The organism is Streptomyces niveiscabiei (assembly GCF_001419795.1).
GTDB lineage: Bacteria > Actinomycetota > Actinomycetes > Streptomycetales > Streptomycetaceae > Streptomyces > Streptomyces niveiscabiei.
The window spans coordinates 1-9,258 of sequence record NZ_LIRL01000068.1 but is presented as its reverse complement, the minus strand read 5'-3'; the positions used below and the strand labels follow the sequence as shown (position 1 = coordinate 9,258).

Annotated in this window: 18 protein-coding genes; all 18 read right to left on the bottom strand. The window is 72.4% G+C overall.

Translation table 11 applies throughout. The annotated features are described in order from the left end of the window. Positions 1-40: 40 nt before the first annotated feature. The 18 genes from AOK24_RS04330 to AOK24_RS04255 all read right to left on the bottom strand — a co-directional run bounded on the left by AOK24_RS04330 (position 41) and on the right by AOK24_RS04255 (position 9,188). Positions 41-295 (bottom strand): hypothetical protein, encoded by a 255-nt coding sequence (locus AOK24_RS04330; protein ID WP_055718724.1) that lies wholly within the window; start codon positions 293-295, stop codon positions 41-43. Positions 296-753: 458 nt separating this feature from the next. Continuing rightward, entirely contained in the window at positions 754-993 is a 240-nt protein-coding gene (locus AOK24_RS04325) for a hypothetical protein (RefSeq protein WP_055718723.1), read from the bottom strand. Positions 994-1,065: 72 nt separating this feature from the next. Then, complete coding sequence (locus AOK24_RS04320; protein ID WP_055718722.1) at positions 1,066-1,251, bottom strand: hypothetical protein; 186 nt, start codon at positions 1,249-1,251, stop codon at positions 1,066-1,068. Continuing rightward, entirely contained in the window at positions 1,248-1,991 is a 744-nt protein-coding gene (locus tag AOK24_RS04315) for a hypothetical protein (protein ID WP_107103895.1), read from the bottom strand. The genes AOK24_RS04320 and AOK24_RS04315 overlap by 4 nt, the downstream gene beginning before the upstream one ends. Beyond that, the gene (locus AOK24_RS04310) at positions 1,991-2,785 is read right to left on the bottom strand and encodes an Lsr2 family DNA-binding protein (protein ID WP_055718721.1); all 795 of its coding nucleotides are present in this window, start codon (positions 2,783-2,785) and stop codon (positions 1,991-1,993) included. The genes AOK24_RS04315 and AOK24_RS04310 overlap by 1 nt, the downstream gene beginning before the upstream one ends. Further along, complete coding sequence (locus tag AOK24_RS45375) at positions 2,770-2,973, bottom strand: hypothetical protein (RefSeq protein ID WP_079056674.1); 204 nt, start codon at positions 2,971-2,973, stop codon at positions 2,770-2,772. Before AOK24_RS45375 ends, AOK24_RS04310 begins: the two co-directional genes overlap by 16 nt. A gap of 20 nt (positions 2,974-2,993) precedes the next feature. Continuing rightward, positions 2,994-3,284: a hypothetical protein gene (locus AOK24_RS04305; protein ID WP_055718720.1), complete on the bottom strand. Its 291-nt coding sequence runs from the start codon at positions 3,282-3,284 to the stop codon at positions 2,994-2,996. Further along, positions 3,281-3,721 (bottom strand): ASCH domain-containing protein, encoded by a 441-nt coding sequence (locus AOK24_RS04300; protein ID WP_055718725.1) that lies wholly within the window; start codon positions 3,719-3,721, stop codon positions 3,281-3,283. The genes AOK24_RS04305 and AOK24_RS04300 overlap by 4 nt, the downstream gene beginning before the upstream one ends. Continuing rightward, the gene (locus AOK24_RS04295) at positions 3,718-4,395 is read right to left on the bottom strand and encodes a GGDEF domain-containing protein (protein WP_055718719.1); all 678 of its coding nucleotides are present in this window, start codon (positions 4,393-4,395) and stop codon (positions 3,718-3,720) included. Before AOK24_RS04295 ends, AOK24_RS04300 begins: the two co-directional genes overlap by 4 nt. A 93-nt stretch (positions 4,396-4,488) precedes the next feature. Then, positions 4,489-4,800, bottom strand: a complete 312-nt coding sequence (locus AOK24_RS04290) for a hypothetical protein (RefSeq protein WP_055718718.1) — start codon at positions 4,798-4,800, stop codon at positions 4,489-4,491. Positions 4,801-4,987: 187 nt separating this feature from the next. After that, positions 4,988-5,932: an ATP-binding protein gene (locus AOK24_RS04285; protein ID WP_055718717.1), complete on the bottom strand. Its 945-nt coding sequence runs from the start codon at positions 5,930-5,932 to the stop codon at positions 4,988-4,990. A 90-nt stretch (positions 5,933-6,022) separates the two neighbouring features. Next, complete coding sequence (locus tag AOK24_RS04280; protein ID WP_055718716.1) at positions 6,023-6,211, bottom strand: hypothetical protein; 189 nt, start codon at positions 6,209-6,211, stop codon at positions 6,023-6,025. A gap of 78 nt (positions 6,212-6,289) precedes the next feature. Beyond that, positions 6,290-6,607: a hypothetical protein gene (locus AOK24_RS04275; protein ID WP_055718715.1), complete on the bottom strand. Its 318-nt coding sequence runs from the start codon at positions 6,605-6,607 to the stop codon at positions 6,290-6,292. Continuing rightward, positions 6,604-6,954, bottom strand: coding sequence for a hypothetical protein (locus AOK24_RS49125; protein WP_167376800.1), 351 nt, complete (start codon positions 6,952-6,954; stop codon positions 6,604-6,606). The genes AOK24_RS04275 and AOK24_RS49125 overlap by 4 nt, the downstream gene beginning before the upstream one ends. An 11-nt stretch (positions 6,955-6,965) precedes the next feature. Continuing rightward, the gene (locus tag AOK24_RS04270; protein ID WP_055718714.1) at positions 6,966-7,430 is read right to left on the bottom strand and encodes a Pycsar system effector family protein; all 465 of its coding nucleotides are present in this window, start codon (positions 7,428-7,430) and stop codon (positions 6,966-6,968) included. Between the two features lie 82 nt (positions 7,431-7,512). Beyond that, a complete protein-coding gene (locus tag AOK24_RS04265; RefSeq protein ID WP_055718713.1) occupies positions 7,513-7,797 on the bottom strand; it encodes a hypothetical protein in 285 nt (94 codons plus the stop codon). A 3-nt stretch (positions 7,798-7,800) separates the two neighbouring features. Beyond that, complete coding sequence (locus AOK24_RS04260) at positions 7,801-8,595, bottom strand: hypothetical protein (protein WP_055718712.1); 795 nt, start codon at positions 8,593-8,595, stop codon at positions 7,801-7,803. A gap of 119 nt (positions 8,596-8,714) precedes the next feature. Beyond that, positions 8,715-9,188, bottom strand: coding sequence for an RRQRL motif-containing zinc-binding protein (locus AOK24_RS04255; protein ID WP_055718711.1), 474 nt, complete (start codon positions 9,186-9,188; stop codon positions 8,715-8,717). Positions 9,189-9,258: the final 70 nt, after the last annotated feature.

Here is a 9,258-nt window from a genome sequence, read left to right as displayed (position 1 = left end):
CTCCTCACGCCAGGCCGCCCCGCAGAAGTGAGGGGTGGGGTCAGCTGGTGGGGCGGCCTGGCGTGAGGAGGTTGTCGAGCTGCTGGAATTTCTCTTCGCGGGTGCCGGTGACGGTCGCGTGCATCACATGGGCGAGGCGGTCTGGTTGGGGTCCGGCTTCGCGTGAGAACACTGCTGCGCACAGCGGCTGTGCGACCCCGGGGAATATGCGGGTCGGCACGAGCGGCTGCATGCCCTCCGGTGTGAGGTCGATGACCCGTCCCTGGTCGGCGGTCCGGCGCAGTGCGGCGCGCATCCCGTTCCACACCGTCCGGCTTGGATCAGGTCATGGCGGGTGGGAGGTTCCTGGGCGGTGAGGAGATGCTCGACGATGGCGTGCCAGGCGGTGTCGTAGCGGTCCTTGATGTCAGCGGCGGTGTGCCAGCGGTCGGAGCGGACGGCGTACCGGGAGATGTGGTGGAGGGCGTCCAGGTGGATGTCGACGCTGCGCGAGCCGAGGGCACCCCGGGCATGCCTGTGCACTTCCTGTGCGAGGCGGGTGGGGGTGGTCACGGTCAGCTGCTGGGTGTGGAGCAGCGGGTTGAAGGTGAGGGTGTACGACGTATCCAAGGCAGTGCCTCCAAGGGCCGGAGCGCCATGCCAGCGGAGTGGCGGCACGGCGTTCCGATGGGGTGGTGCTGCGGGGGTGGCCGAAGTCGGTGTCGACGGCCGGCCCGCAGGCGCGAGGGTGTCCCCAGCCAGGCAGGGCGCGGGTCAGCGCGTGGCGAGGGCGGCCTGGTGCTCCTGGCAGTGCTCGGTGGCCGCGAGCTCGGCGAGCTGCTTGACGTGGTGGGGTGTGCCGACGTCGCCGTGTTCGGAGCAGACGACGGCGTACGCGGTACGGCCGGTGCAGCTGGTGGCGGGGTTGCGCGGCTTGCCCGAGGGTTTCACCGTGTGGGCGCAGGTGGTGTTGTCGGCGTGCCGGGGTTCCACGTGGATGGTGATGCGGGCCATGGCTCTCCTGGGGGCGCAGGGAGCGTCGGGCCCTGCCGGTGGGACGGGGCCCGACGCTCGGGGCTGGGGTGGTCAGGGGGTGTCGGCGACCACGAGGAACTGGTCCGTTGCCAGGTTCATCACGACGCGGGCGTCGATGCCCTGATCGCGCCGGGCGGCGGCGAACTCTTCCGCCGGCCACGAGCCGCGGGGGGCTCCGGCGGGGAACCGCTCCAGGACGGTGCGCTGCTGTTCGGGTGCCGGGGTCGGCGTGCTCACGGCTCGGGGTCCTCGAGGTCGCAGACGTCGCCGAACATGTCGTCGATCGCCTGGGTGACCTTGGGCCGGTGTTCGGGCCGTGTGGAGCTGAGGACCGCCCCGGTGAGGCTGACCAGGTCGATGTCCTCGAACAGTTCTGTGATGTCAGCGATCGTCTGGGAGTCCAGGACCGTGCCGGTGTCCGGGCGTTCGCTGTCCAGGTAGCAGCCCATGGCGTCGGCCTGGTCGGCGAGCTGGTGGGCGAGCACTGGGGGGATCTCGATGCTGTGGCAGTGTTCCAGGCCTGTGCCGAGGATGCCGGTCGGGCTGATGTAGATGCGGATGCTCGCCTCCGGGCCGGGTTCGCCGGCCAGGCCGGTGAGGGCTACGGCGAGGGCTTCGATCGCTGTATTGCGGTCCGTCTCCGCAGAAGTGGCGGCCGTGTCCGCGTCGTTGTCCGGGGTGTCCAGTTCCGGGGCCTCCCAGAGGATTTCGAGGGTGTCCGCCTGGAGGCGGAGCCCTCCGCCAGCGTTGTCCGGGAGGGTGAGGTGTCCGGTGACACGGAGCAGGTCGCCGGGGCGGCACTCGGTGAAGAGCGCGTTGACGACGTGCGGGTTCCGGCTGGCGCAGGGGATGGTCGCGTCGTCGACCAGCCGGTCCGTGGGGGAGCAGGTCAGCCGCCAGCAGGCGGTACCGTCCTGCTCTCCAAAGACCGGTTCGGCGGACAGGTAGCCGTCCAGGGCGAGCGGGATGGCGTCCATCAGCTTGCCTCCGCCAGGTTGGTGGTGCGGTGGGCGGCGTTGTAGGCGTCCATGACGGCCTTGGCCGGGTTGCCCCGGTCGGCGACCTGGTAGCCGTTGGCGCGCGCCCAGGTGCGGATCCTGGCCAGCTCTTCCTTGCTGAGCTTGCCGGCGGGAACCGCCGGGGCAGGAGCCAGGGGCGGGGCGTCCTGGTCAGCCGTGGCGGCGTGGCCGCCGGCCTTTACCACGCGTAGCTGCGCTTGCGCGGCCTCCAGTTCGGCTTTGGCCCTGGCGACGCGTTCCTCTGCCGCGCGCTGTGCGGAGTCAGTGCTACGGCGTGCAGCCAGTTCGGCGAGGTCGCTGCGGACACGGGCGGCCCGGTTGCGGATGGCGGCGGCCTGGTGGTTCTCCGCCCAGGTGAGGAGGGCCTCGGTCTGAGCGGTGTCCGTGTCGCCGGCGGGCTGGACGGTTTCGGCGTCCTCAGTGTGCTGGAGGGCGCTGGCGAGTTCGCTGGCCGACAGCCCCAGGACCTCGCGGACGTGGTCGAGGCTGTCGCCGTTTTTGAGCATGGAGGCGGCAGTGGCAGTGAAGGCGTCGATGGTCATCGGGTCTCCGGTCGTCAGGGGGTTGCTGGTGGGGAGGTGGGGGAGCAGGCGGACGAGGTCGGCTGCGCCGCAGGGCAGTCCGAGCGCGCCCAGGAGGCCGACGAGGTCGCTCTTGTCTCGGGCGTTGTGGGCGACCGCCAGGGAGGCGGCGGCTTGCTGGGCGCTGCCGGGCTCGGTGAGTTCGAGGGCCTCTTTCATGTCGGTGAACATGTCCGGCCCTCCTGCGAGCTCGTGCGAGGCTTGCGCAGGGCAAGCAGCAGGAGCTCGTGGTTGTGTTTCTGCTGGGCGGGGGTGATCGGGCGGGGTTTCGCCGTCCTGGGCCGGCGCCAGTTCGGGTGCGCGGGCGGCTCGGGGTAGACGAGGGCCGGGTCGACGTCGTGGTGTGGGGTACTGCTCATGGAGGTCCTCCGGGTGGAGGTCAGGAATGGTCGCCCTGGCCCTTGGACATGGGCTTCGGCGTGGGGTCGGAGGCGAACCGCCCGAGGCGGGCCTCAACGGGGTTGGCGGTGAGCCAGTCCTCCGCGCACGCCTTGTGCGCGGGTTCGCCGGAGTGGGAGCGCATGGGAGTGGGCCGGCCGCACAGCGTGCAGCTGAGGTCCTGCCAGCGGTCGAAGTGCCGGGCGTCGCGCCAGACGAGCAGCTCACCGGGAGCCGGGATCAGGCCCGGCTCGAACGGCGGCTGCTCCTTCGTGCGTCCCCTGCGGGTCACGGCCGGAAGTCGGGCAGCTGCTGGAAGACGCGCTCCAGCAGGTCCGGCGTCGGCTTCCAGGGCACGACTTGCCCGCGCGCGGGGACGGGCAGGGGGAGTGCCTGGACGTCGTCGAGCACCAGGTGCCAGGCGCCCGGGTGCGCCCACGGCGAGCAGGGCGGCGCACCGTCGGGGTCCTGGTGGCAGTCGGTGATCCGGGCGACGCCGACCACGGCGCCGGTGACCAGCTGGCGGTCGCGGATCGTGCGGCCGATCAGCGGGATCCGCAGGGCGGGCCGGTCGACGGTCTTGCTCGTGTGCAGCAGCACCCAGCCGGTCCGCCACCGGCCGGGACGGTTCTCCACCGTCTTGGCCCCGGCGAGGATGCAGGCCGCGTACGGCTGCCGGATGCTGATGCCGCGGATCCAGTCGCCCTCGGGCAGGGTCGCGGTGCTCATGCGGCCCGCCCCCACGCGGCCGTGCCCGGACGTCCGGCCCGGCGCCCGTTGATGGAGGGGACTGTGGTGTGCGCGGGAGCGGCAAGGACCGCGCTGCCGGAGTGCTTGCCGTCGTACAGCGCGGCGTCGGCCGCCCTCTGCAGGACGGTCAGGTCGCGGGTGCCGAGGACCTCGGGGGTCGCGGCGCCGACCGAGGCGGCGACCGCGATGGTGCGGCCGTCGTCCAGGACGACCGGGGTGTGCAGCATGCGGACCAGCTGCGCGAGGCGCTGCTCGCGACGGTCGGCGGCCAGCTCCAGGACGACCGCGAACTCATCGCCTCCGAGGCGGCCAGCGGCGGCGCGCGGACCCGCCCACGCGGTGATCCGGGCACCGAACGCGGCGAGGACGGCGTCCCCGCCCGGGTGCCCGGCCGTGTCGTTGATCTGCTTGAAGTGGTCGGCGTCGACCATGATCACGGCCGTGCTGTCGCCGTGCCGGGCGAGGACACGGCGGGCTCGGGCGGTGTAGGCGTCGCGGCGCAACAGCCCGGTCAACGGGTCCTTCTCCTTGGCGGCGATCTGCTTGAGCAGCACGGTCGCGTGGACGGCCCAGCCGGTCAGCGGGACGGCTGCGGCAGTGATCAGGAGGGTGCGCGGGCCGATTCGGCTCCGGTGGTGCAGGACGGAGTCCATACTGGGGATCTCCCTCTCGTCTCGTACGGGATGGGCTGGGCCCGGGACAGGCGGTTGGGTTTGAGACGCGCGGTCGTCTGTCCCGGGGCGGATCTACAGCTCGAGGCTGCGGCTGGGGTGGAGCAGGCCGTGCGGGTCGGTCCAGGGGCCGGCCGTGGCGGCGGGCCAGTCGAGCGTCCAGCCGGGCCGCAGGCCGTTCGCGGTCCAGCCGTCCCCGTCCGGCGTCCTGCCGGGAATCCGGGGTCCTGCCGTGTGCGCGGCGAGCGCGGCGTCGTACGCCTGGTGCGCGTGCCGCAGAGCCGTGTCGGGGGAGTCGGCGTAGCCGGTGAAGACGTGCAGGCCGTGCCGGTCGGGGTGGGTGGTGTCGTGTATCGGGACGTCGACCTCGTACATGAACAGGCGCATGACGTCCGGCTCCTCTCGGTTGTTTCGGTGGCCGTGGCTGAGAGGCCACTGCGACCGCCCCGGGCCCGCGCGGTGGCGGGGTCCCGGGGCGGCACAGAGTGCGCTCAGCTCGGGGAAGAGCGCCGGATCCCCGGCGAGCCGAAAGGCCGGGTCATCGGCACCGGGGATCCGGTGGCGGGCTTGGCGGTCATGCGCCGGCCGTCTCAAGCGCCCGCGCGGTGTGGTCGTCGGCCTCCTGGGCGACGTCGTCGAAGGTGCCGTGGACGGTGCAGACGATGCCGGGGTCCTGGTCCATGCCGCCGTCGAGCGCGCTCCCCAGGTCGGTGGCCGTCCAGGCCGGCGCCCATGCTTCGCCTTCGCAGTCGTCGTCGAAGGGGCAGGGCAGCAGGACCTCGAAACCGGCGCTGCCCTCGCCGTCGATGTCCGTGCGCAGGGCGAGGGTGAGGTGTTGCCGGCCGAGGCGGATCTCCGCGACGCGGTCGCCCCCGGCGAGGCGGGAGCCGTCCTTCCACCGCCACAGCGGCAGGAGCTCGGGGCCGAAGTACCGGCGGGGCACGGTCAGATCGCCCAGCCCGTCGTCGCCGCCCGTGCCGAGCTCCCGGATCCGGATGCTGCTGATCTTCTCCAGGAACGGCTCCAGCCGGTGCAGGCTGTCGGAGAAGACGACCTCGTTGAAACCTTCCGCGTGGAGCTTCGGGTGGGAGGCGGCCATGGCCCGGTGCTGGTCGGTGACCACGTGCTCGGGCACGGCCCGGTTGGCGGGACGGGACTGCTGGCGCTCGACGCACACATCCAGCGGGGTGGCCACGAGGACGGCGACGGCCGGCATGCCGTGCCGTTTCGCGGCGTCGACCAGCGGGGCCCGGTCCTCGGCGTACACGGACGTGGCGTCGATGACGGTGTTGAGGCCGCGGGACATCCGGCGGTCCACGATCAGGTTCATCGCGTCCACGGCGTCGGGGGTGGCGTCCTGGTCGCCGCAGTCGTCGGCCATGACGCCCCTCAGCCGGTCGAGGCTGACGACCTGGTGCTCCGGCCAGGTCGCGGCGAGCGTGGACTTACCGGCGCCGGAGGCCCCGATCAGGACCAGGAGCGCGTTGGCGGGCAGGTCCGGGTAGGGGGAGACGGTCATTCGGCTGCTCCTTGGGTGCTTTGGGTGCCCGGTTCGGGCAGGCGGGCGGGTCGGGTGATGCGGTGGTGGTTCACGGCGGGCGGGCAGGCGCTACTCCTCCGGGGTCTTCAGGTCCCGGAGGATGTCCAGCTCCCTGTTCAGCTCGTGGTGGACGGCGTCGGCCAGGAGCCGGTCGCCGGCCAGCTCCGCCTTCTGGGCAGCCGCGTTCAGCTTCTTGATCTCCTCCGTCGTGTTGGCCTCGTTGACCGGCTCGTTGCGGATGAAGTCGAACAGGCCCATGCCGGGTCCTCTCGGGAGTGGTTGTTGGCGATGGGGCGTGCGGCAGCAGTCCTGCGGGCGCTGCCGGGGCAGCAGCGGTCAGCTCCGGCGCGGGTAGGTGTGGCCGGCCGGGGGATAGGACGCCGGGTTGCGGGCGGAGTGGTAGCACAGCCCGCGCACCACGACGTCCAGGAAGTCCGCGCCCCCGTCGCGGAACGCGACACCGGCGTCGGCTGCCGCGTCCAGCCCCGACATCAGGCGGTCCGTACGGTCGGCGTCGTCCTGCTGGCGGGTCTGCATGGCGAGGACCGAGTCCGACGCCTGCAGCCACTGCTCGAAGACCTCGGCGGTCCACTCCGAGGGGTCCCCGTGCGACCGCCGGAAGGCGGCCAGGACCTGGATCGTGTCCGGGGTCACGGAACGCCTGCCTGCGGCTCGAGGGCGTGGGCGGCCCAGATCAGCAGTTGCGCGACGTTGTCGGTAAGTAGTTCGGATGCCTCGGACAGGGGGCACGACGCTTCGCCGTCCTGGTCGGGCTCGATCTGCACGGCCCGGCGCTGGGCGGCGTCGACCACCTGCGCGAGGGCCGGAATGAGCCCGCCGCGCAGGTCGGTGTCCGAGACGAGTTCGTCCAAGACCGCCGCGAGGTCCTCCTGGTCGATGTCGTCGGCGTCGTCGGCGTTGAGTTCGTCCTCGATCTGCTGGAGGGCGAGCTGGGCGATGCCGACCGAGGCGCGGATGCGCTCCAGGCGCGTGCGGGTCACCGCGGCCGCCGTCACAGCGCGAGGCCAATGGCGGCCAGGGCGAGCAGGGCTAGCGCGGCGAGCGACAGGTCGACCGCGCGCCGCAGGTGGGTGAACTTCCGTACGGCAAGGACGGACAGGACGCGGATGCGGGCGGCTCGGGTGTCGCCGTCCATGCAGGCGCGGATCTCGTCTTCGTCCAGGCGTGCCCAGTACGGGAACGACGCCCGGTCGTTGCCGCCCAGGCGTGGCCTGACGACCAGGAGCAGCAGCACGGCGGCCGCGCCCAGGGCGAGGACGGCGAGTGCGCCGAAGACCTTCGTGGTGGGTGGCAGGTCCTTGTCGGCGACGGACGCGAGGCCGGCGAGGACTGCGCCGTTGAAGGCGAGCAGTAAGGACGATTTACCGTCCGTGCGTCCGATCTCGTTGACGATGGCGGCGCAGGCGGTGTCCAGGTTCTTGTCGACGGTGGAGGCGGGAGCCGTGACGGTCGTCATGAGTGGGGTTCTCCTTGCGGGATGTGAAGGGGCGGCCCGCGTGGTGTGCGGGCCGCCCGGGACGGCTTCGGTGCGTCGGGTGTCAGAACGGCGGTTCGTCCGGCCAGGGGTCACGGACGGGCAGGAGCCGGAGGGTTCGTGTCGGTCGGTCCCAGCACCAGCACATCTCGCCGCCCGGGTAGAGGCCCTCGGACCACCAGCCGCCCTCGCCCCGGCAGTCGGGGCAGTTCGGGCGGGGCCTGGGGGAGAGCCGGATGGCGTGCCGGTTGGCGGTCAGCTCCCAGGATCCGGCCTTGAGTGCGACGGCGGCCGCCGTGACCGTGAGCGGTACGGCGGCCGCGAGCAGCAGAGCGGTTCGGGTACGCACGGCTCAGACGGCCGGGGCGGTCGGCTGGACGTCGGGCCGGGTGCTGCTCCCGGAGATCGCGGCCGGGGCGGGGTTCGCCGCCAGTTCCATGCGCACCAGGCTGTCGGCGGTGCGCGGGATGCCCAGGCGGTCCTGCTCGCGGAGCGCGTCGTCCGGGGCGCTGAACGCCGCGCAAGGCAGTCCGCCGCGGGAGAGGATGTACACGCTGGCCAGCGGCTCTCGCGGGGTGGTCCACGGTGCGGCGGCGTCCACGGCGAGCGTGATGGTGCTCCAGGGGGCCACGAGCCATTCGTTGTCGAGGTCCCCCTGGCTGGGCTCCCAGCCGTCGGGGGAAGCGCCCTGCCGTTGGGCGACTGCCTTGGCGTCGTCCACGGTGGCGTGGACGGAGTGCCGTCGCCCGTAGCGGCAGAGGAGGGTCACCGTCTGCGGCTCGGTCAGCTCGCGCATCGCCTCGAGCCCGGCGCGGCCTTCGGCCGTGTCGGCGAGGCGGAACTGGTCGGCGTGAGCGAGAAGGACACGGGCGGCGTGGTAGCCGGCGGCCGCGGGCGATTGGCCGGTGGCCATCAGCGCGGCGATCTCGTCACCGGCCCCGCGCAGGCTGTCGAGCTTGATACGGAGCTTCTCGATCGTCCCGTCGCGCTCCTCCAGGAGCTGCTCCAGGTTGAAGCTCTTCTGCTCGAAGTCGTCCGCCCTGCCGCGTTCCTCTGCCAGTTCGCCTTCCAGGCCGGGGACGCGCTCTGCGGTCTCCACCGCCTGCTCGTACCTGCGGTGGGTGGACCGGCGGATGATGCTGATCACAGGCTTTCCCCCTTGGTGGTGTGGGTGACCGGGGTGTTCCGGCTCCCCTTCACCGCCCGTCCCGCCGGGCGGCGGGACGGGCGGATCAGGCAGCCGTCAGTGCTCGGGGCGCTGTCGGGTCAGGCGGCGAGCCGGTGTGTGACCGGGGCCGGGATCATGACGGTGTCGGGGCTGGGCTCGAAGCCCTTCTCACAGGGGTCGCACCGGCCCTGAGTGCGCAGCGGGAGGCACGCGTAATACCGCCTCCGGCATTCCGGGCACGTTTGCCTCGCGGCCATCGCCCGGTCCAGTGCTGCCTCTTGGGCGAGGGTGGGTGTCCGTTTGGGAACCGCCAGGTCGACGCGGTACAGCCACGCCCACCGGTTCCCGCCCCGGCAGATGAGCCGGGCGACGGGCTCGTGGCCGCCGGGGCTCAGTCCCAGCGCCCGTAACTGGCGGCGGGTGGCGAGCCCTTCCGTCGGGACGGGCTCCTTCCCGCGTACCGCGGCGCGCACGGCAATGGCGCCGGGGGCCTGGTTGTTGCGGTACTCGGGGAAGCCGCCGTCGTCGTAGAGGTCGACGTCGACCAGGTCGTCATCGTCCGGGCTGTCCATCACACACTCCAGGCACCGGGAAGCCGACGGGGCCGCTGCGGGTAGCGGGGGCCCCGTCGGCTTCCCGGTG